The organism is Sphingomonas sp. (assembly GCF_041661885.1).
Lineage (GTDB): Bacteria > Pseudomonadota > Alphaproteobacteria > Sphingomonadales > Sphingomonadaceae > Sphingomonas.
In genome coordinates this window covers 137406-159040 of record NZ_JBAZTL010000006.1, presented here as the reverse complement: position 1 = coordinate 159040, position 21635 = coordinate 137406, and the positions used below count along the sequence as shown (strand labels likewise).

The window sequence follows — 21635 nt, the reverse complement described above, 5'->3', positions numbered from 1 at the left end:
GGACGTGGCGGAATACGTCTTCAAACCCAATGAGCGCCCGACGCTGCCCGGATCGCCCGCCAACCCGGAACATCCGCTGTCGCGCCATGTCGGTTATTTTGCGGTTGGGTGCCTGGTGGGGATTACGGGTGCGCTCGGCAATGCGCTGGTGCAGGTGAACCTCAATTTCGCGCAAGGCACGCTCGGGCTCAACACCAATGAGAGCGCGTGGCTGACCGCCGCTTATTACATGACCAATGTCACCGCGAATTTGCTGCTGGTGAAATATCGTCAGCAATTCGGGTTGCAGTCGTTCATCCGCTACATGTTGCTCGCTTATGCGGCGACGACGCTGATGCATCTCTTCGTCCACGGTTTCTGGACGTCGGTCGCGGTGCGCGCGATGAGCGGAATCGCGGCGAGCGGCCTGTCGACACTGACGCTGCTTTATCTGATGCAGTCGATGCCTGCGCCGAAGCGGCTGATCGGGGTGATGATGGGGATCAGCATCCCGCAACTGGCGACGCCGCTGGCGCGTGCTTTGTCGCCGCGGTTGCTCGAATCGGGCGATTGGCACCATCTCTATTGGTTCGAACTGGCGCTGGCGCTCGCCACGCTGGCGGCGGTGATGGCGCTGCCCTTGCCGCCGAGCGAGCGCAGCAAGGCGTTCGAGCCGCTCGACTTTCTCACCTTCGGCTTGCTGGCACCGGGACTCTGGCTGTTGATCGCGGTGCTGTCCGAAGGGCGGATCGAATGGTGGACCGAGCGCGCCTGGATGGGCTGGGCACTGGCGGCGAGCGTGGCGCTGGTCGCAGCGGCGCTGATCGTCGAACATCACCGGGCGAGCCCGCTGATCAACACGCGCTGGCTCGGCACGCGTGAGATGCTGCGGCTGATGGCGATTGCCGCATCGGTGCGGGTCCTATTGTCCGAACAGGCGTTTGGCTCGATCGGGCTGCTGAATGCGGTTGGTTTGATCAACGACCAGATGGTGACGCTCAACCTGATCGTCGTGATGGCGTCGATCGCCGGTTTGGCGACGGCGGTGTTCACCTTCGATCCTCACAATGTAACGCGACCCATCACCATTGCGATCATCCTGGTTGCGATCGCGGCTTTCATCGATTCGGATGCGACCAACCTGACGCGGCCAAGCAATCTGTATTTCAGCCAGGCGCTGATCGGTTTTGCTTCGCTGCTGTTCCTGGGGCAGGCGATGGTGATCGGCATTGCGCGCACCTTGCTGGCCGGTGGGCGCAATTTCGTCAGCTTCGTCGTGCTGTTCAGCCTCAGCCAAAGCGTTGGCGGACTGGTTGGGACGGCGCTGCTTTCGACCTTCCAGGTGGTGCGCGAAAAATTCCATTCGAACATGCTGGTGCAGCACATCGTGGCGACCGATCCGTTGGTGGCGGCACGGCTGCGCGCCGGTGCCGGCAGGGTCGCGGGTGTGGTGGGCGATTCAAGCTTGCGCAGCGCCGAGGGGGCCGCGTTATTGGCGCAACAGGTTGCCCGCGAGGCCAATGTTCTCGCGTTTAACGACGTCTTCCTGCTGGTCGGGGTGCTTGCCGCGCTGACGGCATTATGGGGCTTTGCGATCCGCTGGTCGATCCGGCGGCGTGGCGAGGTGTCGCCGATCTTGCTCTTGCAACAAAAACAGACCCAGGCAGCCCAGGGTCACCAGGGACCATGAGATGAGCGACGCCCCACCACCCACGCCTCCCGCACCAGCCCCTGATCCGCAGGTCGAAGCGCCGCGGGGCTGGGCCCCCCCGGTCAAATCACGTCCGGCGACGATCACGATCGTCGCGCTGGCCGCCGTCGCGATCATCATCATCCTCTACGCGTGGCAATTGCCGCCCTTTTCGGGTTGGGCGGAAGAGACCGACAATGCCTATGTGCGCGGCCGCGTGACGATCATCAGTCCACAGGTAAGCGGCTATGTAACAAGCGTGCCGGTACAGGACTTTGCCGAGGTGAAGGCCGGGCAGGTGCTGGCGACGATCGACGACCGCATCTACCGCGCACGGGTGGCGCAGGCGCAGGCCAATCTCGCCGCGCAGGAAGCCGCGCTGGCCAATTCGGCGCAGGCGCGGCGTTCGCGCGAAGTCGCGATCCTGAGCCAGGATGCAGGGATCGAAAATGCCAGGGCGCAATTGGTGCGCGCCGACGCTGACATGAAGCGCGCGCAAGCGTTGGTTGCCGATGGATCAATTTCGACGCGCGAATTCGACCAGACCCGCGCAACCATGATGGCGGCGCGCGCGGCGGTTGAGCAGGCGCAGGCAAGCCGGGCGATCGGCACGCAGGATGTGCGCACGGTATCGGTCGGGCGGAGCGGGCTGGAAGCTGCGGTCGATGCGGCAAAGGCGCAATTACGGCTGGCGCAGATCGATCTCGACAACACCATCATCCGTGCGCCCGCCGACGGGCAATTGTCCGAAATCGGGGTACGGTTGGGGGCCTATGTCACGGCAGGCACGCAATTATTGTTCCTGGTGCCGCACAGCGTATGGGTCGTTGCCAATTTCAAGGAAGCGCAGACGCACAAGATGGCCCCCGGCCAGGCCGCCCGCTTCCGCGTGGATGCGCTGGGCAATGCCACGTTGACCGGGCACGTCCAGGATTTGTCGCCCGCCGCCGGATCGGAGTTTTCGGTGCTGAAACCCGACAATGCGACCGGCAATTTCGTCAAGGTGGCGCAACGCATTGCGGTGCGCGTCGCCATCGATCCTGGACAGCGGCTGGCGGCGCGGTTGCGGCCGGGGATGTCGGTGGTGGTCAGCGTCGATACCGCCGCGGCGCCCCGCCCATGAAACGCCGCGCGGCTTTGCTGCTGGCCCTGTTGGTCTCGGCCTGTGCCGGGCCAGTGGTGAAGACGGCGACGGTGGCCCCGCTTGCTCCGGCACCCGCATGGCGCACCGACTCCGGACCGGTCGCGCCGCTCGACCGGGCCTGGTGGCAGGGCTTTGGCGATCCCGTTCTTACCGATTTGGTTGAACGGGCGCTGGCCAACAATACCGATATTGGCGTGGCGGCCGCGCGGGTTCGTGAGGCACGCGCCAATGTCGCGCTGGCGCGGTCGCAAGTGCTGCCGACACTCGACGCCAGCCTCAGCGGTGTGCGTTCGCGCGAGGTCGATCCGTTCGGTCAGCCAGAGAAGCAGACTGCGGGAGAGCCGAAGCTGCAACTGGCCTATGAGGTCGATCTGTTCGGGCGTCTGGCCGATCAACGCTCGGCGGCGCGCGACGCGTATCTGGCCAGCGCGGCGGCACGCGATGCTGCGCGCTTGTCGGTCGCGGCGGCAACGGCGAGCGGGTATCTGGCGCTGCGCGGGCTCGATGCCCGGCTCGCGGTTGCGCGCTCAACGCTGGCGGCGCGCACCGAATCGCTGCGGATCGCGCGGTCGCGCGTCGAGCATGGTTATTCCCCCCGGCTCGAACTTGCTCAGGCGCAGGCCGAATATGATGCGACCGCGCAAATCCTGCCGCAGATCCAGTTGGCGATCACGCGCGCCGAAGATGCGCTGAGCGTATTGACCGGAACGATGCCGAGCACCGCTGCGCGTGGGCTTGCGACCGATCGCTTTACCGTTCCACCGGTGCCGGAGGGGCTTCCCTCCGAGCTGCTGCGCCGACGCCCCGATGTGGCGCAGGCGGAATATCAACTGGCCGCGAGCGACCGTTCGCTGGCGGTCGCGCGCAAGCGGTTCCTGCCGCAATTACGGCTCAGCGCGGCGGGCGGCGCGGCCTTTTCGACGCTGCTCACCAATCCGATCACGGTGTGGTCGGTCGGGGGGAGCATCCTCGCTCCGCTGTTCGAGGGCGGTCGCTTGACGGCGCAGGCCGATGCGGCGGGCGCGCAGCGTGACCAGGCCGCTTTTGCCTATCGTCGCGTCGCCCTGGGCGCGTTTCGCGATGTCGAGGATGCGTTGGCGGCGGTGCAGCGGCTCGATGAGCAAGTTGCGCTGGGCGAACGACAACGCGACGCGCTGGCGGAGGCACTGCGGCTGGCGACCAACCGCTATCGTGAGGGGTATTCGCCGTATCTTGAACAACTGGATGCGCAGCGCGGGTTGCTCGGCGCGCAACTCGCGCTGATCCAGACGCGCAGCGATGCGCTGGCCGCACGCGTGCAGCTTTATCAGGCGATGGGGGGTGGCTGGCCCGGTGTCGCCACCAACCCCGGCGGTGCCAACTAGGCGCACGCGCGCTGCTTTCGCGTGACTCGTGCGGGGCTGCTGGCGTAGGCTCGCGCAAACGCTGAAGGGAAGCAATATGCGCGGTATTTTGACGGGGTTGGCGGTGACGGCGCTGGTCGCGACGGCTGCAGTGGCGGCGGTTGAGCCTGCTTCCAAACATTCGGCCAAGGAAACACAGCGCGCGGTGGCGGCGGGGCTCGCCAATCCCGCGCGGGCCGACCAGGCGGGCGACGATGCCCGGCGCAAGGCAGCCGAAGTGCTCGCCTTTTCCGGTGTTGGACCCGGCGATGAGGTGCTCGATCTGATTCCGGGTGGCGGCTATTGGACGCGCATCTTCTCGGGCGTGGTTGGCAAGGCCGGGCATGTTTACGCGATCTGGCCCGCCGCGTCGGCGCAATCCGGGGCCAAGGGCGAAGCTGCGCTCGACGCGCTGCATCTGGCCAACGTTACCGCCAAGGTGCTGGCATCGGGGATTGTGGCTGCGTCCGAACCCGTCGACATCGTGTGGACCGTCCAAAATTATCACGATGTCGCCAATAGAGGCGGCGAAGTCGCGCTCGACCAGTTGAATGCCGAGGTACTGAAGGCGCTGAAGCCGGGTGGCACCTATATTGTGATCGACCATGCCGATGCGGCGGGCACGGGCCTTAGCGGGACCTCGACCACGCACCGCATCGATCCGGCTGCCGTGAAGGCGGAGGTGGTGAAAGCGGGCTTCGAGTTCGTTGGCGAGAGCGATGTGCTGCGCAATCCGGCGGATGACCACAGCGGCAAGGTGTTCGACCCCGCCATTCGCGGGCATACCGACCAGTTCGTCTATAAATTCCGCAAACCGCGCTGAGCGCGAGACCCCGCGCCGCGTCAATACGCGCGGCGCGGGGTTCTCGCCCTGATGCGGTGATATAAAAACGACCCGCGTGGGCCGTGACCTGCGTGTTTAACCCGCGCGGCGGCGCGCAAGCTCGGTTTCTGCGGTGAAGCGGACATCTTCGTCGCGGTCCTCGAGCATCGTAGCGATCGTCTCGTCGCTTGCTTCGCTCCATTCCTTGCCGCGATCGGGCCCTTGCCGTACGCGCGGCAACAAGCCGGGCAGACGCGACCATGCCAGCAATTGGTCGATGCCGACCGCGTTCAGCATATCGCGCAAGTGGAAAGCGGTAACATAGGCATCGGGAAAGGCACGGTGCGCGGGCAGGCCACGTTCGTGGACCAGCCCCTCTGGCTTGCGCCAATAGCGCAGCATCTGGTTGGAGAAAGTCGGGCTGTCGGGCCATAGCCGCAGCGCGCATTTCCAGGTGCAAATCCACGGTGCATTACGGGTGAGCGCCGGGCTGCAGAATTTCTCTTCGTAGATTGACCGGTGCGCGGCGAGCGCCACGCGCTTGGGATAGGGATCGAGCACGGCGCGCGCGACATCATGCCAGAAGGGCGCATCGGCGACCTGTTCGTCGAGGATATGGTGGATGGTCTGTGTCAGCGGCGGGATCGGGCGACCGGGATTGACCAGCCGCGCACCGCCCTCGCCGTGGATTTCCCACCGGCCATCGATGCCGAGTGCGACGTCCTGCCAGCCGATTTCGCACACGCCGTGGACGGGCGGCGCTTCGCCGGTGGTTTCAAGGTCGATGACGCGGATAATCTGGGGTGGGGGCGGGGCCATTGGGACTAGGTGGCGTTTTCTGCTGCGGATTGCGAGTGAAGAAGAAGGGTTTGTTCGCGCGGAGGCGCGGAGGACGCGGAGAAGGAGAAGAAGGGGGGGCACGCGAAGGCGCGAAGCGGCCCTTGTCCGACGGCGCGCGCCGGACAAGGGGAGTGATTAGCCGCTTCGCGGAAGATTCTTCTTCGTGGCTTCGCGTGGAAACCTTCTTCTCTGCGTCCTCCGCGCCTCTGCGCGAACAAACTGTCTCAGTGCGCCGCCTGCTCCCCACGGACGAGGCCGCTCAATGCGAGCTGGTCGTCGATCATGCCGAGCAAGCGATCGAGCCCCGCCTGATCCTTCGCTTCGGCGCGCGCGACGAGCACGTCCTGCGTGTTGGAGGCGCGCAGCAGCCACCAGCCGTCGGGGGTGTTGACGCGGGCCCCGTCGGTGCGGTTGACGTCGGCGCCTGCCGCCTCGAGCCGGTCGAGCACTTCTTCGACCACCGTGAACTTTCGGGCTTCATCGACCTGGAAGCGCATTTCGGGGGTGTTGACCAAGGCGGGCATCGCGCCGCGCAAATCGGTAATCGACTTGCCGATCATGTGTGCGGCGCGGATCAGGCGGACGGCGGCGTAATGCGCGTCGTCGAAGCCGTAAAATTCATGCGCGAAGAAGATGTGGCCGCTCATTTCGCCAGCAAGCGGGCTGTCGGTTTCCTTCATCTTCATTTTGATGAGGCTGTGCCCGGTCTTCCACATTAGCGGCGTACCGCCGAGTTCGCTGACACGGTCGAACAGCATTTGCGAGGCCTTCACATCGGCGATGATCGTCGCGCCGGGCAGTTCCTTCAGCACAGGTTCGGCCAAAATGGACAGAATTTGGTCGCCCCAAATCACGCGGCCTTGCCCGTCGATTGCGCCGATCCGGTCGCCATCGCCATCGAAAGCCAGTCCGAAATCGAGCTGCTTCTCGGCGACGAGGCGCTTCAGATCGGCAAGGTTCTTTTCATCGGTAGGATCGGGATGGTGGTTGGGAAATTTGCCGTCGACATCGGTGAACAGCAAATGATGCTCACCCGGCAGGAGCTTGACCAGCTTCTCGATGATTGGGCCCGAAACGCCATTGCCCGCGTCCCAGCCGATCCTGTAGCTGCCACCGGCATAGCCCGCGACCAGACGACCGACATAATCGTCCTCAATGTCGGCGGTGGAGACGGTGCCACGGTCCGCTTCATCGGCGACGACATCCCAATCGCCTTCCGCCGCCATGCGGCCCAGGTCCTGAATGTCGGCACCGAAAAACGGCTTGTGCTGCAACACCATCTTGAAGCCATTATACTCGGCGGGATTATGGCTGCCGGTTATCTCGATGCCGCCATCCACTTCTAGCGTGGCCTCGGCATAATAGAGCATCGGCGTCGGCCCCATGCCAATGCGCACGACATCGACGCCGACGGCGGTGAGGCCAGCGACCAGCGCCGCTTCGAGTTCGGGTGAAGACAGGCGGCCATCATACCCGACCGCGACACGCCCGCCCCCGGCGCGGCGCACGCGGGTGCCGAAACCGCGACCGATCGCATCGGCATCCGCTGGTCCGAGAGTCTTTCCGACAATCCCGCGAATGTCATATTCCCGCAGGGACGTTGGGTCGAAACGGTGCGTCATGATGGCTCCTGTCGGTTGGATGCTTGCCTAATCAGCGAACGCGGCGAAAGTTCAATGACTATCGTCCGAGCAGCACGTCGCGCGCCGCGTTGATGCGGCGGGTGAGGTCGGCCGATCCGCCCTTGTCGGGGTGGACTGCGCTGACCAGACGACGATGCGCGGCGCGGATCGCATCGGCATCGGCATTGGCCGAAACGCCGAGCACCGCGCGGGCTTCGGCTTCGTCGATGCGCATCGACGGCTTCGGGCGGCGGCGCAGCAGCAACCAGCCGCCGATCAGCACCGCCGCGAAGAAGAGAAATTTGCCCATCAGGCAAACAGTGGCAGGGCGGGCTCGGGCAGCGCGAGGGCGCCCATCATTTCGCGCAGCTCCTGCCGTGCGGCGACATGCGCCAGCCCCATCGCGCCAAATTCGCCCGAATCGAGCATCGTTAGGCCGTTGGGAAAGAGCTCACGATAAATGACGCGTTCGCCCAGCCCCGGCACGATGCGGAAGCCGACGCGCTTGGCAAGTTGGTCGAGGGCTTCGGACACGCGGCGCATGTTGCGCGCCTCGATATGCTGGACACGGTTGCGCAGCACGACCCAGTCGATTGTCGAGCCATCGGCCTTGGCGCGCGCCTTGCGCGCTTCCCAGATCAGCTCGGCATAGAAGCTCGGGCGCGTGACTTTGTAGGTTTCGGGGTCGACTTGCCCGATCAGATCGAAATCGACGAAACTGTCGTTCATCGGCGTGACCAGCGTGTCGGCGCGGGCGGCGGCCATGCGCGCGAAACGGTCGTCGCGGCCCGGCGTATCGATCACCAGAAAGTCCGCCCCCTCGGCCAGCGCGTCGAAGCTTTCGGTGAAGCGTTCGAGGCTTTCGCCGTCATGCGTGGTGTGGCGCGGGGTCGGCAAGTCGCGCCCGGTGCGCTTGATCGTCGCCATGCGATTGTCGAAATACCGCCCCATCGTGCGTTGCCGATGGTCGAGATCGAAGGCCGAGACCTGCGCGCCGCGCGCCGCCAGCGCAATCGCGACATGCACCGCCGTGGTCGATTTGCCTGTGCCGCCCTTTTCGTTGGCAAAGACGATGATGTGTGGCTTTCGCGCAGCAGTCGCCAACGTGTTTGCTTCCCGTCTTGTCCGGTTGGATCACGCCTCATAGAAGGCGCGCCCGTCCTTACCGAAGGCCACACATCCGTGCAAACCATCCGTTCCCTCGAAGCGCTCCGTTCCGGGATCGCCGATTTCCGAAAAGGGGGCGCGAGCATCGCGCTCGTGCCCACGATGGGGGCGCTTCATGCCGGACATCTTGCGCTGATCGAGGCGGCAAAGCGGCCGGGCCGCAAGGTGGTGGCGTCAATCTTCGTCAACCCGCGACAATTCGGCCCGAACGAGGATTTGTCGCGCTATCCCCGGCGCGAGACGGCGGACGCGCGGCTGTTGACCGAGGCGGGATGCGACCTGTTGTGGATGCCGCCGGTGGAAGTGATGTATCCCGAGGGCTTTGCCAGCACGATTTCGGTGTCGGGGGTGAGCGAGGGACTCGATGGCGCGACTCGGCCCGGCCATTTCGATGGCGTGGCGACCGTCGTCGCGAAGCTGTTCAACCAGGTCCGCCCCGACATCGCCTTGTTCGGCGAAAAGGATTTCCAGCAACTCGCGGTGATTCGGCGGATGGTCGCCGATCTCGATTTTGGGATCGAGATCCAGGGCGTGCCGACGCAGCGCGACGATGACGGGCTCGCGCTGTCGTCACGCAACATCTATTTGGATGAGGCGCAGCGTGTGGCAGCCGTCGCCTTGCCGCGCGCACTGGGCGTGGCGGCCAGGGCGATTGCGCGGGGCGATGACCCTGAAACGGCCTTGGCGACCGCGCGCGAAGCCCTGGTAACCGCTGGATTTTCGGTCGATTATGTCGAGCTGGTCGATGCCGCCACGCTGACCGCAGCCGCCGATCCTGGCCGCGAACGCCGTTTGCTCGCCGCAGCGCGGATCGGCACGACGCGGCTGATCGATAATCTGGCGATCCCGCCCGCCGATCATGCCTAATTGCCGTTAACCTTTTCTTGACCCCGATCCGGCAAGGTGTTGCCGGTAGGAATGGTTAACAGGGGTTAAGAGCATGGGCAGCAGCCTGAAGAATGCGCAGTTCCTGATCGACAGCCGAATCGCCGATGCCGCGCGCGGCGACGCCGAAGCGTGTTTCGACCTTGGCATGGTTTATTCGAGTGGTTCCGCCGGAATCGGTATCGACCTGGTCGAGGCGCATAAATGGTTCAACCTGGCCGCCGTTGCGGGCAGCGAGATTGCCAAGGATTGCCGCCGCGACATTGCCGAGGACATGACCGCGCGCGAAATCGCCACCGCGCAGGCGGCGGCGCGGGCGTTCCTCGTCGCCACCCAACGCCGCGCCGCCTGATCCTTACTCTGCGGCGACCGCCTTTTTGGGCGCAGCCTTTTTCGCGGCCGGTTTCTTGGCTGCTGGTTTCTTTGCAGCCGTCTTCGCGGCGGGCTTTTTGGCCGCTGCCTTCTTCTTGCCCTTGGCCGGCGGTGCCGCCGCCGCGCGCGCGTCGATCAATTGCGCGGCCTCCTCGAGCGTCAGCGCATCCTTTTCGATCGACTTGGGCAAGGTCGCATTGGTCGTGCCATCGGTGACATACGCGCCATAGCGCCCCTCCATCAGCTTGATCTCGGCCTCGGTGCGTGGATGCAGGCCCAGTACCTTGAGCGGGGCTTGGGCCCCACGCTGCGGACGCCCGCCGCCTGCCGCCGCTTCGGCAAGCTTCACCACCGCCGCGTTCATCCCCGTTTCGAACACGTCCGCCGTCGAGGTTAGCCGCGCATATTTGCCGGCATGTTTTAAATACGGGCCATAGCGACCGATGGCCGCCGTGATTGGCTCGCCGGTTTCGGGGTGCGTGCCGATGGTGCGCGGCAGCGACAGCAGTTTCAACGCCCATTCCAGATCGAGTTCGCCGATATCTTTCGGGATCGAGGCCATCTTGCGCGTCTCGCCTTCGCCGATTTGGATATAGGGGCCGAACCGCCCCGACTTGCGCTCGACCGGCAAGCCGCTTTCCGGGTCATTGCCGAGCGTCTCTGGCGTGGCATCGGCCTCGCCTTCACCGCCGGGCTGGCCGAAGCGACGGGTATATTTGCATTCGGGGTAGTTGGAGCAGGCCACGAACGCGCCGAACTTGCCGCCGCGCAAAGCGAGCTGGCCCTTGTGGCACAGCGGGCACAGCCGGGGGTCGCTGCCATCGGCCTTGGCCGGGAAGAGATAGGGTTCGAGGAACTTGTCGAGTTCGGCGGTCACTTCCGAAGGTTTCTGCTCCATGACCTCGGTCGTGCGCGGCTTGAAGTCCTTCCAGAAGGCCTCGAGCACGGCTTGCCACTGCGCCCGCCCGCCCGACACTTCGTCAAGCTCGTCCTCGAGCCCTGCCGTAAAATCATAGCCGACATATTTCTCGAAGAAGCGTTCGAGGAACGCTGTCACCAACCGGCCCGATTCCTCGGCGAAGAAGCGGTTCTTTTCGACGCGGACGTACGCGCGGTCCTTGAGCGTCTTGATGATCGAGGCATAAGTCGATGGGCGACCGATACCGAGCTCTTCGAGGCGTTTGACCAGCGACGCTTCGGAGAAGCGCGGCGGCGGCTGGGTGAAATGCTGTTCGGCGGTGACGCCCTTTTTGGCGGGCGCATCGCCCTCGCGCAGCCGTGGCAGGCGCTTGGCGTCTTCATCCTGCGTGTCGTCCGAACCCTCTTCATATAGCGCGAGATAACCAGGGAAGAGCATCACCTGACCGGTGGCGCGCAGTGCCGTGTCGCCAGTGCCGTCGGCCAGCTCGACCGTGGTGCGCTCCAGCCGGGCCGAGGCCATTTGGCTGGCGAGCGCGCGCTTCCAGATCAAATCGTACAGCCGCGCATGGTCGCCGCCGCCCGCCTTGTCCTTGGCGAAATCGGTCGGGCGGATCGCCTCATGCGCTTCCTGCGCGTTCTTGGCCTTGGTCTGGTAGACGCGCGGCTTGTCGGGGACGTAGCTCGCATCATAGCGATCGGCGACGGCATGGCGCGCGGCCGAAATCGCGCTCGAATCCATCTGCACGCCATCGGTACGCATATAGGTGATCGCGCCGTCCTCGTAGAGGCCTTGCGCGATCCGCATCGTATGGTCGGCGGAGAAGCCAAGCTTGCGCGATGCCTCCTGCTGCAGCGTCGAGGTGGTGAAGGGCGGCGGCGGATTGCGCGTCGCGGGCTTCACCTCGACCGATTGCACCGTGAACAGCCCGCTTTCGACTGCCGCCTTGGCGCGCTTGGCGGTGCCTTCCTCGCCGATCGACAGGCGATCGAGCTTCTTGCCCTCGAACTGCACGAGCCGCGCATGGAAGGGCGTGCCGTCATGCTCCATATCGGCGATGACCGACCAATATTCCTGCGGGCGGAACGCCTCGATCTCGCGCTCGCGGCTAACGATCAGGCGCAGCGCGACCGATTGCACACGCCCCGCCGACTTGGCGCCGGGCAGCTTGCGCCACAGCACCGGCGACAGCGTGAAGCCGACGAGATAGTCGAGCGCGCGGCGCGCGCGATAGGCATCGATCAAATCGGTATCGAGCTCGCGCGGATGCCGCATCGCCTCGGTCACCGTCGCCTTGGTGATGGCGTTGAAGGTAACGCGCTGCACGTCCTTGGGCAGCGCCTTGCGACCCCGCAGCACCTCCTGCACGTGCCACGAAATCGCCTCGCCCTCGCGGTCAGGGTCGGTCGCGAGGATCAGGCGGTCGGCGGTCTTGGCGAGATCGGTGATCGCCTTCAACTGCTTGGCCTTGTCGGCGTAATTTTCCCATTCCATCGCGAACCCGTCCTCGGGGTCGACCGAGCCATCCTTGGGCGGCAAGTCGCGGACATGGCCGTAGGAAGCGAGGACGCGGTAATCCGAACCGAGATATTTCTCGATGGTCTTCGCCTTGGCGGGCGATTCGACGATGACAAGCTGCATGGTGCGATCGAGGTCCTTACGTGTACGCGCGAGGATGGAGACGTGGCGGGCGCTGCGTCAAGCGGGGCATCACGTCAACCGCTGTCGTCAAATCACGGCGCAGTTCGCCGCCCGGTCGAGGATGGAGAGGGGATGGTCGGGGATGGGGAAGGCTTTGGGAATCCCGCTGGCGCGTGCCCCCGTTGCTCGCATAGTTGTCGTGGATGATGTTCCTCGCTCTTCTGCTGTCGGCGGCGGCCCCGCAAAGCTGCGGCTATGATCGTGCGGTGTTGATGGCGCTTGACGAGGATGCGTTCGATCAGGACCCAAAAGGGGGGTGGCGGTCACTGAGTGATCGCAAATGCTATGCCGAAGCGGCGGATATCGTACGGGCTTATCGCGAGGCCAGGCGGCGGAAGCGCCCATCGATCCTGTTTTGGCATGAAGGACAGCTTCGCGCCTTACTTGGGCAGACGGACGCCGCAGTCGCTCTGTTCGACGCCGCACGGGAACCTCTGGCAACTGACGGGGTTGGCTGGAATATCTATGTCGATGGCAGCATCGCATTTTTGAAGCATGATCGGGCAGGTTTGCAGAAGGCGCGCGATACCCTCGCGAAATTGCCCCGACCGAAAGGTCTCGGGCCTGGGAGGTTCAAGGCGAAGCAAATCACGATACCGTGGCCGCCGAATCTCGACGTGCTCGATGGCTTTCTGAAGTGCTTCACCCGATCCTATGCCGAAGCCTATGGGTCGGAGAGGTGCTCGGTTCCGGATCGGCGATAACGGCCTTGGCCGCTTTGCGGGTCCTGAGGTCAAGCCAGCGTCACCCGGCCCCCGGCGTGCCGTTCCAGCCGCCCGGCCAGTTCCAGTTCGAGCAGCACGGTTTGCACGATCGCGGGGCTATGCCCCGATTGCCGGATCAGCTCGTCGATCGCGACCGGCACGGGGCCGAGCAGAGTGCACACGTCGCGGCGTTCGGCGTCGCTCGCATCCTCGGGCGGGGGCGCGCGGAAGCCGTCGCGGCTGGTGCGGACCATGCGCTGGTCGATCGGGCGCACCGTTTCCAGCACGTCGGCGGCGGATTGCACCAGGGTCGCGCCGTCGCGGATCAGCCCGTTGCACCCTTGCGCGCGCGGGTCGAGCGGGCTGCCCGGCACCGCCATCACCTCGCGGCCCAGTTCGGCGGCAAGACGCGCGGTGATGAGCGAGCCCGATTTGGGTGCGGCCTCGACCACGACGGTGCCGAGCGACAGCCCGGCGATGATGCGGTTGCGATAGGGAAAGTGGCGCGCGCGCGGCTCGGTGCCGGGCGGTTGTTCGGCGATCAGCAGGCCGTCCTGCGCGATGCGCTCCTGCAGCGCCGCGTTTTCCGGCGGATAGACCACGTCGATGCCGCCCGCGATGACCGCAATCGTCCCCGTCTCGATCGATCCGACATGCGCGGCGGTGTCGATGCCGCGCGCCAGGCCCGAAACGACGCTCACTTCCTCGCGCCCGAGTTCGGCGGCGAGTTGACGTGCGAAGCGGCACGCTGCGGCTGACGCATTGCGCGCGCCAACCATCGCGATCGAAAGCCGCGCGAGCAAATCGGTCCGCCCGCGCACGATCAGGGCGGGTGGGGCATCGTCGAGTTCGGCGAGCAGCGCCGGATAATCGGGGTCGTCGCGGAACATGTGCCGCGCACCCAGTCGCGCCACCATTGCCAGTTCGCGCTCGGCCAGTGCAACCGGAGCCAGCACGGGTGGTTTGCCGCCGCCGCGCGCGGCGAGCTGCGGCACGGCGTCGAGCGCGGCGTGCGCGCTGCCGAAGCGCGCGATCAATTGGGCATAGGTGACCGGGCCGATTTGCGCTGAACGGATCAGGCGCAACCGGGGTATCGCCCGTTGCGCTTGATCCACCGCCTCAGCCACGCTTGCGGCCGATGCGCGGTTCGGTGCCGCTGACGAGGCGATCGATATTGTCGCGATGCTTCCACAACACCAGCAAGGCGAGCGCGAGCAGCAACAGCACCAGGTCGAACCGGCCGAAAAAGGCGGCGGTGAGCGGCGCGGTTACCGCTGCCGTCATGCCCGCAAGCGAGGAAATGCGCAGGAGCGCCAGCATCGCGATCCACACCACCGCGTAAACGAGGCCAATCGGCCAATGCAAAGCCAGCACCACGCCGAGCAGCGTCGCCACACCCTTGCCGCCGCGAAAGCGCAGCCAGACCGGGTAGAGATGGCCAAGGAATACCGCCGCCGCAGCGACGACACCGGTGCCGCCCAGATAGCGTTCGGCAACCCACACCGCGACGAACCCCTTGGCCGCATCGAGCAGCAGCGTCGCCGCTGCCAGCCCCTTGCGCCCGGTGCGCAGCACGTTGGTCGCGCCGATATTGCCCGATCCGATCTGACGCAAATCGCCTGCGCCCGCCATGCGCGTGAGCAGGACGCCGAACGGAATCGACCCGAGCAGATAGCCAAGCGCTAGCGCAGCCGCCGGGGCACCCCAAAGATATTCGGTCGGCACGGTGGAACCCCCTTTGGTCGGCGCGAACATAGCGTGCACACCGACGCTTGCCACAATCTCCATCAAGCCGGTTTTGTCAAATCCTTCAGCCGCGTTATGGGGCGGGCTATGGATCAGCGGCCCGTCTTGTTTTTCGATTCCGGGATCGGTGGCCTGTCGGTGCTTGGCGCGGCGCGTGCGCTACTGCCGCAGATGCCGGTGGTGTATGTCGCGGATTCGGCGGGCTTTCCTTATGGCACCAAGACCGAGCGCGAGATTGCCGCGCGCGTCCCCGCTTTGCTTGGGCGGCTGGCCGAGCGCTATCATCCGCGCCTGATCGTGATTGCGTGCAACACCGCCTCGACGATTGCGCTGGCAACGGTACGCGAGGCGCTCGATCTGCCCGTGGTCGGCACTGTGCCCGCGATCAAGCCCGCCGCATTGGTCAGCCAGACGCGCGTGATCGGTGTCCTTGGCACCGACGCCACGGTGCGTCAGCCTTATGTCGATGATCTGGCGGCGCGCTTTGCCGGGGATTGCACGGTGTTGCGGCACGGTTCGGCTGAGCTGGTCACGCTCGCCGAAGCCAAAGTGCACGGACAGCCGACCGATCCGGCGCGGTATGCCGCCATTTTGGACGGGTTGTTCGGGCAAGCGGGCGGCGAGCGCATCGATACGATCGTCAACGCCTGTACGCATTTTCCGCTGGTGGCGGGCGAGCTGGCGGCAGCGGCACCGCATCCGGTGCGTTTCGTCGATGGCAGCGCGGGAATTGCGCGGCGGATCGCGTATTTGACCGCAGGGCAGGGCTGGCCGGACAGGCCGGGTGAGGGGGCCGCGGTGTTCACGGCGCGCGATGCCGGAATCGATCGCCTGGCACCGGCGCTCGCGGATTTTGGCCTCACGCGACTTGATGTTCTATAAGTGATACGTAAGATCACTTAGATCGAGGAAAGCCGCTGGAAATCGGCGCTTGGCGGGGGTAGTGGGCCGACATGGACGTAGACTCACCGCATCCCGGGGTCGATTACTCCCGGATTTTCACGCAAGCGATCGATCGCTTGCATGTCGAGGGGCGTTATCGCGTCTTTATCGATATCCTGCGCAACAAAGGGGCCTTCCCCAATGCGCGGTGCTTCGCCGGGCATAACGGCCCCAAGCCGATCACGGTGTGGTGTTCGAACGATTATCTGGCGATGGGCCAGCATCCCGATGTAATCGCGGCGATGGAACATGCGCTGCACGATGTCGGCGCGGGTTCGGGCGGGACGCGCAATATCGGCGGCAACACGCATTATCATGTCGATCTGGAGGGTGAACTCGCCGATCTGCACGGCAAGGAAGGCGCGCTGCTGTTTACCAGCGGCTATGTCTCGAACGAGGCGACGCTGGCGACGCTGGCCAAGGTGCTGCCCGGTTGCATCATCTTTTCGGACGAACTCAACCACGCCTCGATGATTGCGGGCATCCGCAATTCGGGCTGTGAGAAGCACGTTTTCCGTCACAATGACCTGGCGCATCTTGAGGAACTGCTGGCGGCGGCTGATCCGGCATTGCCCAAGCTGATCGCCTTTGAAAGCGTCTATTCGATGGATGGTGACGTCGCGCCGATCGCCGCGATTTGTGATCTGGCCGACAAATATCATGCGCTGACCTATCTCGACGAAGTCCATGCGGTCGGCATGTACGGCCCGCGCGGCGGCGGCATTTCGGACCGCGATGGCGTCGCTGATCGGCTGACGATCATCGAGGGAACGCTGGGCAAGGCGATCGGGGTGATGGGGGGCTATATCAGCGCCGATCAGACGATCATCGACGTGATCCGTTCCTATGCGCCGGGTTTCATCTTCACCACCTCGCTGTCGCCGGTGCTGGTCGCGGGTGCGCTGGCGAGCGTGCGGCATTTGAAGGCGTCGAGCGTCGAGCGTGAGGGGCAGCAGGCTGCTGCGACGATGTTGAAGACGCTGTTCGCCGATGCCGGTCTGCCGGTGATGAATTCGACCACGCACATCGTGCCGCTGATGGTCGGTGATCCGGTCAAGGCCAAGAAGATCAGCGACATCCTGCTCGCCGAATATGGCGTGTACGTGCAGCCAATCAATTACCCGACGGTGCCGCGCGGCACCGAGCGGCTGCGCTTCACCCCAGGCCCCGCGCATGACGAAGCGATGATGCGGGAATTGACTGCGGCGCTGGTCGAAATCTGGGGTCGTCTGGCCTTGCGCAAGGCGGCCTGAAGCCCTTTCGGGAACCGGCAGCCTCCTGACCCGTTACGCCTCTCCCATCACGGAGAGGTCATCATGGGCAAGGGGTGTATTCTGTGGCTGATCGGTGTCCCGATCCCGGTCATTTTGCTGCTGTGGCTGTTGTTTCACCACTGATCGAGCCCGTCAGCGATTGGCGTTGCGTTCGATACGGCCCGACCAGGCATAACCGCGATAGAGCGCGTTGAAGCGCGGCGTGCCGCCGATTTCGCTCGCGATTTCGATCAGGGCCGGCTGCAACGCGGCGCGGGGCGCGACGTCGAACTTCGCGAGCCAGGCAAACAACAGCGCGCGAAAGGCGTTGGGCAACCCTTCCTGCTGGCCGAAATCGACAATGTCGAGGCGACCGCCAGGGGCGAGCTTCGTCGCGGCTTCGCGGATGGCGTCGTGCCAGCCGGGAATCATCGACAGCGTATAGCTCTGGAAGATCCGGTCGAAGGTCGCGATGCCGAACAGCGTCGGCGCGTCGAAGGCGGTGGCATCGCCCTGAGCGAGCACGATCCGGTCGGCGAGTCCGGCCTTGGCGACCTTGGCGCGCGCGGTTTCGAGCATCGCCTCGGAAATGTCGATGCCGTAGAAGCGCGCATCGGGCCAGCGCCGCGCCGCCGCGATCAGGTTGCGGCCGGTTCCGCAACCGATCTCGAGCACCGTACCACCGGGCGGCGGGGCGATGCCTTCGATCAAGGCATCGCGACCGAGCAAATAATATTTGCGCGTCAGGTCATAGATATGGCGCTGCGACCGATAGATCGCATCCATATGCCCGGCATGGCCGGTGTCGATCGAGACAGCGCTCATCCCAGCACGTAAAGGTGGACGCCGCCGTAAATCGAAGAGCGGTCGCGCTTGGTATAATCGAGCGACTCCTCGGCGTGATAGCTCCATTTCCCCAGGATCGCATCGGGCACGCGACCGGGCAGGATGCTGGGTTCGCCAGCGGTGCGGAACAGCACGCGCGCGCCCGCTTTGGCGGTGCGCGTGATCTCGCTCCACAGGTCAGTCAATTGTTCGTCGGTCATCCAGTCCTGCGCATCGAGCAGGATGTAGCGATCGAGCGAGGCATCGCCCTGCGTGCGCAGATAATCGGTGAAGTTGGTGTGGCGCACCTCGATCCGGCTCGCGCGCTCGACGATTTCTTCATAATGCTCGCGCTGGAGATAGGGCGGCAACGGTGCCGATGGCCCCTGGCCATAACCGCGACCAAAGGCCTGCCACGCGAAATAATTGTCCTTGATGTCGAAATCGCAGGCAAGCTTTTCGAGGCGTTCGCGCAGCACCACCGCCATCTTCTCGTCGCCCGCCAGCGCCTCATATTGCGCGGGCGGAATGCCGAGGCCGAACAGCGAGGCGGGCTGGTCGGTGATCCATTTGACGAAGCCCTTGTCGAAGAACGGCGCGAACTCGCGGTCGAAAATCTCGCGCTGCTCCTCGATCGATTGCGCCTTGAGCAGGATCTTCGGGTTCACGCCGTTCAGCCGCGCGAGCAGATGCGCCACGCCGATGAAATTGCCGAGCAGGCCGCGCTTGTAGACGTTCTTGGCGAAGCCGCCGATCCGCCGCCGACCGATCATGTCGCGGCCTTCCCAATAAGCGAGCGTCGTTTCGTCGAGATGCGGGCGGATATAGGTACGATAGGCGCGCACGTTGTCGCGGCTGTTGGCCTGGGCGAAAAAGCGGTGGAAGGCGTCGTAATCGGGCAGATGTCGCGCCGCGACCAGCTTCAGCTTGTTGAGCGCGATGTGCGCGGTGTTGAGGTCAACCGCAGTGATCGCGCGCGGGTTGGCGGTGAGGTAGCTCAGCACGTTGCATCCGCCCGAGGCGATGGTGACGACATGCGAATCGGGCGTGATCGCCAGCGCCTCCATGTCGACCGCCGGGTCTTCCCAGATCTGGGCATAGACCAGCCCGCGAAAGGCGAAGGTGAAGGCGCGTTCCAGCAGCCCCTGCTTCGACAGATGTTTGTGCTGGTGAACGGCGCTGCGCACCGCACGATTCTTGGCGGCGGTCTTGCGGGGGTGATCCTTGGGCGGTCGAATAGCGAGGGCCATAGCAAGCTTCTCCAGCCGGACATCGCGCGGTGAGAACGCGCAGGCGGCAGCCGTGCGTTACGACGATCCGGTGACGCTTCCATGACGCGCTTGTGGCAAAATGGAAAGGACCTGCCGGCGCGGGGGGCACCGACAGGTCCGTTTTAACAACCACTCGCCGCAAAGGGGGGTATCCGACGCGTGGCCTATCCGTCCCCGTGTGGCGCGGGGACGAGACCAGATACGCGCGACCGTGGCGTCTGGATGCACGGTCGCCCGAGATTTTTACGGAAGCAGCACGGTGTCGATGACATGGATCACGCCGTTGGACTGCATCACGTTGGCGATGGTGATGTGGCCGACATGGCCCTTGCTGTCCGCAACGCTCCAGCCGCGGCCGGCCTTGGTGAAGGTCAGCGTGCCGCCCTGAACGGTGGTGTAGGTGGCCTTGCCCATGTGCGCCTTGGCGTTGGCGGCAATGTCGGCGGCGGTTACGCGGTCGGGCACGACGTGATACGTCAGCACTGCGGCAAGCGTTGCCTTGTTTTCAGGCTTGAGCAAGGTCGCGACCGTGCCCTTGGGCAGCTTGGCGAAAGCGGCGTTGGTCGGCGCGAACACGGTGAACGGCCCCGGGCTGGCCAGCGTGTCGACGAGGTCGGCGGCCTTCACCGCAGCAACCAGCGTGGTGTGATCCTTCGAATTGACAGCGTTTTCGACGATGTTCTTGGTCGAATACATGGCGGCGCCGCCAACCATCGGGTTGGTCTGTGCCGACGCGAGCGAGCTGCCGCCCAGCGCAATGGCTGCGGCGAGAAGGGCGGTACGGAAGGTGCGGGTCATATCGGTAATCTCCTGCTTGGGCGTCCATCGTGGACGTGCTGGAGATACGGGGCACCCTGGCGGATGGATGCACTCAGACGCGCGAAAGAATGCCTTTGGCGACAATCGGCCCGGTCGGCAGCCCCGTTGGCGATCCGCCAAGGGGTTCCAGCGTAACGGCCAGCACCGCACCGGCGGCAAGGCGCTGGCGATTGTCGGGGCGCAGCGTCAGCGCCGTGCCGCCGTGCGTGCTGAGCACCCCAAGCGAATGCGGCGTACCGTCCGCCGGGATCACCCACAATTCGGCGCTGCGATCGGCAATGGCGAGGCTCGCCTCGGTCAGGCGAATGGTGCCGCCGCTTGCATCATAGACGGCGGTGACCGGGGTGCTCTTGTCCACCGGCGTGATCGACGCGACGAGCGTCGGGGAGAGCGGTGCGGCAACCGAAGCCGATGGGTGCGGGGGTGCGACAGGGGGCAACGGTCGCGTAACCAGGATGACCAGCAAGCCCGCCGCCGCGATGCTCGACAGTGCGGCAATGCCAGGCCACATTCCGCCCCGCGCGCGCGGCGGCGTTATCAGGCTTGCGACGGGGCTTGCCGCCGGGGCCGCATGATCGAGCGAGCGCTCGATGCGCGCCAGAATATCGGGCGCGGTGATGGCGGGCCACTGATCGAACCACGGGGAAAGGTGCCCGCGCCACCGTTCAACCTCGCGCGCGAAATCGGGATCGGCGAGGACGCGACGGAGCGCGGCGGCGCGTTCCTCGCCATCCAGCACGCCAAGCGCGAGTTCGGCGGCGGTCATGTCCGGCGCATCGTCAAGGCCATCGGGGCCGACGCCTTCGGGAGGGGGCAGGTCGCTCATCCCTCAAGGCACTCCTTCAATTTGGCGAGGCCGCGCCGGACCCAGCTCTTCATCGTGCCGAGCGGGATCGATTGGCGTTCGGCCAGTTCGGCATAGGTCACGCCGTCGAAAAAGGCGGTGCGGATCGCGTCGCGCTGGCGCGCCTCCAGCCCCTGCAGGCAACCGTGGAGCAGTTCGCTGGCTTCGTCCTGCAACATCGTCTCGCTGGCGAGCGGTGCGGTGTCGATCATGGGCGGCGCGTCCTCGATCGGGGTGGCGCGACGGATCTTCTGCGCGCGCTGCCAGTCGATCGCGCGGTTGCGTGCGATCGTGGCGAGCCACGTAATCGGGCTGGCGCGCAGCGGGTCATAGGCACCGGCGCGCCGCCAGATCGTTAGATATACATCGTGCAACACGTCTTCCGCTGCCTGCCTTTCGCCGCAGATACGGTAGCAGACACCAAATAGTTTCGCCGAGGTCAGCGCATAAAGCTCCCGAAAGGAGGCGCGGTCCTCCTCGCCGGTGCGCACCAGCACTCCGACCAGTCGGGCACGCGCCGCCGTCTCTGGCGCGGGCGTGCCGGATGGAGCTTCGGCGTCGAGCGGGTGATTGGTCACGGGGCCAGTGCCTAGCTTGGCGCGCGGGCCACGGCAATATCGGCGTTCGATTCAGTGGCCTGTGTATGCGCTTGGGTGTGGCAATCGCGCGCGTGCTTGGCTAAGGGCACGCCATTCCGCTTCACCCTT

General features: G+C 65.1%; 21 protein-coding genes. 9 read left to right on the top strand and 12 right to left on the bottom strand.

Features of this window, described 5'->3' with window-relative positions:
* Positions 1–4: 4 nt before the first annotated feature.
* From WC704_RS12975 to WC704_RS12960, 4 genes are all read left to right on the top strand, one after another.
* On the top strand, positions 5–1669 hold the full coding sequence (locus WC704_RS12975) for an MFS transporter (protein WP_372890529.1): 1665 nt from the start codon (positions 5–7) through the stop codon (positions 1667–1669).
* A gap of 1 nt (position 1670) precedes the next feature.
* Entirely contained in the window at positions 1671–2792 is a 1122-nt protein-coding gene (locus tag WC704_RS12970) for an HlyD family secretion protein (RefSeq protein ID WP_372890527.1), read from the top strand.
* On the top strand, positions 2789–4177 hold the full coding sequence (locus tag WC704_RS12965; protein ID WP_372890525.1) for an efflux transporter outer membrane subunit: 1389 nt from the start codon (positions 2789–2791) through the stop codon (positions 4175–4177). Before WC704_RS12970 ends, WC704_RS12965 begins: the two co-directional genes overlap by 4 nt.
* A 76-nt stretch (positions 4178–4253) precedes the next feature.
* Positions 4254–5018 (top strand): class I SAM-dependent methyltransferase, encoded by a 765-nt coding sequence (locus WC704_RS12960; protein ID WP_372890523.1) that lies wholly within the window; start codon positions 4254–4256, stop codon positions 5016–5018.
* A 96-nt stretch (positions 5019–5114) separates the two neighbouring features.
* On the opposite strand, the gene WC704_RS12955 is transcribed toward WC704_RS12960, so the two are convergent.
* From WC704_RS12955 to WC704_RS12940, 4 genes are all read right to left on the bottom strand, one after another.
* Positions 5115–5837 (bottom strand): exonuclease domain-containing protein, encoded by a 723-nt coding sequence (locus WC704_RS12955; protein WP_372890521.1) that lies wholly within the window; start codon positions 5835–5837, stop codon positions 5115–5117.
* Between the two features lie 245 nt (positions 5838–6082).
* A complete protein-coding gene (gene pgmG, locus WC704_RS12950; protein ID WP_372890519.1) occupies positions 6083–7480 on the bottom strand; it encodes a phosphoglucomutase/phosphomannomutase PgmG in 1398 nt (465 codons plus the stop codon).
* Between the two features lie 58 nt (positions 7481–7538).
* Entirely contained in the window at positions 7539–7790 is a 252-nt protein-coding gene (locus tag WC704_RS12945; RefSeq protein WP_372890517.1) for a J domain-containing protein, read from the bottom strand.
* Positions 7790–8584, bottom strand: coding sequence for a division plane positioning ATPase MipZ (locus WC704_RS12940; protein ID WP_372890515.1), 795 nt, complete (start codon positions 8582–8584; stop codon positions 7790–7792). The genes WC704_RS12945 and WC704_RS12940 overlap by 1 nt, the downstream gene beginning before the upstream one ends.
* A gap of 78 nt (positions 8585–8662) precedes the next feature.
* On the opposite strand from WC704_RS12940, the gene panC reads away from it, so the two are divergent.
* Both panC and WC704_RS12930 read left to right on the top strand, forming a co-directional pair.
* On the top strand, positions 8663–9514 hold the full coding sequence (panC, locus tag WC704_RS12935) for a pantoate--beta-alanine ligase (RefSeq protein WP_372890514.1): 852 nt from the start codon (positions 8663–8665) through the stop codon (positions 9512–9514).
* Positions 9515–9587: 73 nt separating this feature from the next.
* Positions 9588–9884 (top strand): hypothetical protein, encoded by a 297-nt coding sequence (locus WC704_RS12930; protein WP_372890513.1) that lies wholly within the window; start codon positions 9588–9590, stop codon positions 9882–9884.
* Between the two features lie 3 nt (positions 9885–9887).
* Here WC704_RS12930 and topA read toward each other — a convergent pair whose 3' ends face one another.
* Positions 9888–12464, bottom strand: coding sequence for a type I DNA topoisomerase (topA, locus tag WC704_RS12925; RefSeq protein ID WP_372890512.1), 2577 nt, complete (start codon positions 12462–12464; stop codon positions 9888–9890).
* A 206-nt stretch (positions 12465–12670) separates the two neighbouring features.
* On the opposite strand from topA, the gene WC704_RS12920 reads away from it, so the two are divergent.
* Positions 12671–13228 (top strand): hypothetical protein, encoded by a 558-nt coding sequence (locus tag WC704_RS12920; protein WP_372890511.1) that lies wholly within the window; start codon positions 12671–12673, stop codon positions 13226–13228.
* Positions 13229–13257: 29 nt separating this feature from the next.
* On the opposite strand, the gene dprA is transcribed toward WC704_RS12920, so the two are convergent.
* Together dprA and plsY are read right to left on the bottom strand one after the other, a co-directional pair.
* Positions 13258–14355, bottom strand: a complete 1098-nt coding sequence (gene dprA, locus WC704_RS12915; protein WP_372890510.1) for a DNA-processing protein DprA — start codon at positions 14353–14355, stop codon at positions 13258–13260.
* Positions 14348–14983 (bottom strand): glycerol-3-phosphate 1-O-acyltransferase PlsY, encoded by a 636-nt coding sequence (gene plsY / locus WC704_RS12910; RefSeq protein ID WP_372890755.1) that lies wholly within the window; start codon positions 14981–14983, stop codon positions 14348–14350. The genes dprA and plsY overlap by 8 nt, the downstream gene beginning before the upstream one ends.
* Positions 14984–15061: 78 nt before the next feature.
* Here plsY and murI point away from each other — a divergent pair, with 78 nt between their 5' ends.
* Together murI and hemA are read left to right on the top strand one after the other, a co-directional pair.
* Entirely contained in the window at positions 15062–15856 is a 795-nt protein-coding gene (gene murI / locus WC704_RS12905; RefSeq protein ID WP_372890509.1) for a glutamate racemase, read from the top strand.
* Positions 15857–15927: 71 nt separating this feature from the next.
* Positions 15928–17169, top strand: a complete 1242-nt coding sequence (gene hemA / locus WC704_RS12900; RefSeq protein WP_372890508.1) for a 5-aminolevulinate synthase — start codon at positions 15928–15930, stop codon at positions 17167–17169.
* Positions 17170–17322: 153 nt separating this feature from the next.
* Here hemA and WC704_RS12895 read toward each other — a convergent pair whose 3' ends face one another.
* The 5 genes from WC704_RS12895 to WC704_RS12875 all read right to left on the bottom strand — a co-directional run bounded on the left by WC704_RS12895 (position 17323) and on the right by WC704_RS12875 (position 21506).
* The gene (locus tag WC704_RS12895; RefSeq protein WP_372890507.1) at positions 17323–17994 is read right to left on the bottom strand and encodes a class I SAM-dependent methyltransferase; all 672 of its coding nucleotides are present in this window, start codon (positions 17992–17994) and stop codon (positions 17323–17325) included.
* Positions 17991–19244 carry a DUF3419 family protein gene (locus tag WC704_RS12890; protein WP_372890505.1) on the bottom strand — a complete coding sequence of 418 codons (1254 nt, stop codon included), beginning with the start codon at positions 19242–19244 and terminating at the stop codon, positions 17991–17993. Before WC704_RS12890 ends, WC704_RS12895 begins: the two co-directional genes overlap by 4 nt.
* A gap of 264 nt (positions 19245–19508) precedes the next feature.
* A complete protein-coding gene (locus tag WC704_RS12885) occupies positions 19509–20063 on the bottom strand; it encodes a fasciclin domain-containing protein (RefSeq protein WP_372890503.1) in 555 nt (184 codons plus the stop codon).
* 73 nt (positions 20064–20136) lie between these two features.
* Positions 20137–20910 carry an anti-sigma factor domain-containing protein gene (locus WC704_RS12880; RefSeq protein WP_372890501.1) on the bottom strand — a complete coding sequence of 258 codons (774 nt, stop codon included), beginning with the start codon at positions 20908–20910 and terminating at the stop codon, positions 20137–20139.
* Positions 20907–21506 (bottom strand): sigma-70 family RNA polymerase sigma factor, encoded by a 600-nt coding sequence (locus WC704_RS12875; RefSeq protein WP_372890499.1) that lies wholly within the window; start codon positions 21504–21506, stop codon positions 20907–20909. Before WC704_RS12875 ends, WC704_RS12880 begins: the two co-directional genes overlap by 4 nt.
* Between the last annotated feature and the right edge of the window lie 129 nt (positions 21507–21635).

Bases quoted from the DNA above. Each gene is read 5' to 3' on its own strand.
- WC704_RS12970 (WP_372890527.1), top strand. From the start codon at position 1,671: ATGAGCGACGCCCCACCACCCACGCCTCCCGCACCAGCCCCTGATCCG.
- WC704_RS12930 (WP_372890513.1), top strand. From the start codon at position 9,588: ATGGGCAGCAGCCTGAAGAATGCGCAGTTCCTGATCGACAGCCGAATC.
- plsY (WP_372890755.1), bottom strand. From the start codon at position 14,983: ATGTTCGCGCCGACCAAAGGGGGTTCCACCGTGCCGACCGAATATCTT.
- WC704_RS12890 (WP_372890505.1), bottom strand. From the start codon at position 19,244: ATGGCCCTCGCTATTCGACCGCCCAAGGATCACCCCCGCAAGACCGCC.
- WC704_RS12945 (WP_372890517.1), bottom strand. From the start codon at position 7,790: ATGGGCAAATTTCTCTTCTTCGCGGCGGTGCTGATCGGCGGCTGGTTG.
- WC704_RS12960 (WP_372890523.1), top strand. From the start codon at position 4,254: ATGCGCGGTATTTTGACGGGGTTGGCGGTGACGGCGCTGGTCGCGACG.
- murI (WP_372890509.1), top strand. From the start codon at position 15,062: ATGGATCAGCGGCCCGTCTTGTTTTTCGATTCCGGGATCGGTGGCCTG.
- WC704_RS12920 (WP_372890511.1), top strand. From the start codon at position 12,671: ATGTTCCTCGCTCTTCTGCTGTCGGCGGCGGCCCCGCAAAGCTGCGGC.
- WC704_RS12895 (WP_372890507.1), bottom strand. From the start codon at position 17,994: ATGAGCGCTGTCTCGATCGACACCGGCCATGCCGGGCATATGGATGCG.
- hemA (WP_372890508.1), top strand. From the start codon at position 15,928: ATGGACGTAGACTCACCGCATCCCGGGGTCGATTACTCCCGGATTTTC.
- WC704_RS12885 (WP_372890503.1), bottom strand. From the start codon at position 20,063: ATGACCCGCACCTTCCGTACCGCCCTTCTCGCCGCAGCCATTGCGCTG.
- WC704_RS12965 (WP_372890525.1), top strand. From the start codon at position 2,789: ATGAAACGCCGCGCGGCTTTGCTGCTGGCCCTGTTGGTCTCGGCCTGT.
- WC704_RS12955 (WP_372890521.1), bottom strand. From the start codon at position 5,837: ATGGCCCCGCCCCCACCCCAGATTATCCGCGTCATCGACCTTGAAACC.
- pgmG (WP_372890519.1), bottom strand. From the start codon at position 7,480: ATGACGCACCGTTTCGACCCAACGTCCCTGCGGGAATATGACATTCGC.
- WC704_RS12880 (WP_372890501.1), bottom strand. From the start codon at position 20,910: ATGAGCGACCTGCCCCCTCCCGAAGGCGTCGGCCCCGATGGCCTTGAC.
- topA (WP_372890512.1), bottom strand. From the start codon at position 12,464: ATGCAGCTTGTCATCGTCGAATCGCCCGCCAAGGCGAAGACCATCGAG.